1 protein-coding gene is annotated in these 569 nt (G+C 69.1%); it reads left to right on the top strand.

Annotated elements, in window-relative coordinates; translation table 11 throughout:
• Positions 1–569: DNA cytosine methyltransferase (locus B7P34_RS36125; protein ID WP_146167050.1), on the top strand; the 569-nt coding region annotated here is incomplete at both ends.

Below are 569 nucleotides of genomic sequence, written 5' to 3'. Positions count from 1 at the left end.
ACGTGGAGTGGGAGGACGAACGATCCCGTCTGACCGCCGAGCCGATGAGGTGGGCGTTCGACCTGCATCCCCGCTGGATCGCACTGGAACAGGTGCCACCGGTGCTGCCGCTGTGGCAGCACATGGCGATGCTGCTGCGCGGGCGCGGCTACAAGACGTGGACGGGCATCCTGTCCGCAGAGGAGTACGGGGTCGCCCAGACCCGGAAGCGAGCCATCCTCATGGCCCGCCTGGACGGTCCCGTCGGGCCGCCCGCACCGACGCATCAGGCCTACGTGTCCGGGCGGGCGTTGCAGCTCGAGGACGACCTGTTCGGTTCACCGTTGCCGCCGCCGGTGTCGATGGCGCAGGCGCTCGGATGGGACGCCGAGGGCATCCGGATGGCGCCGGCAGGTGTGACGTCGACGATGGTCGATCCGCGAGAGGCGACCGACCCGGCGCACACCATCACCGGCAAAGCCACAGCCGCATGGATGCTCAGGAACAACTCCAACCGGAACGCCTGCGTCCGAGAGCTCGACGAGCCTGCTGGGACCATCTTCTTCGGGCAGCGGGCCAACGCCGTGGAC

Source organism: Streptosporangium nondiastaticum, assembly GCF_003011965.1.
GTDB lineage: Bacteria > Actinomycetota > Actinomycetes > Streptomycetales > Streptomycetaceae > Streptomyces > Streptomyces nondiastaticus.
The sequence above is the reverse complement of the archived record's forward strand: the minus strand, read 5'-3'. Positions and strand labels throughout refer to the sequence as shown.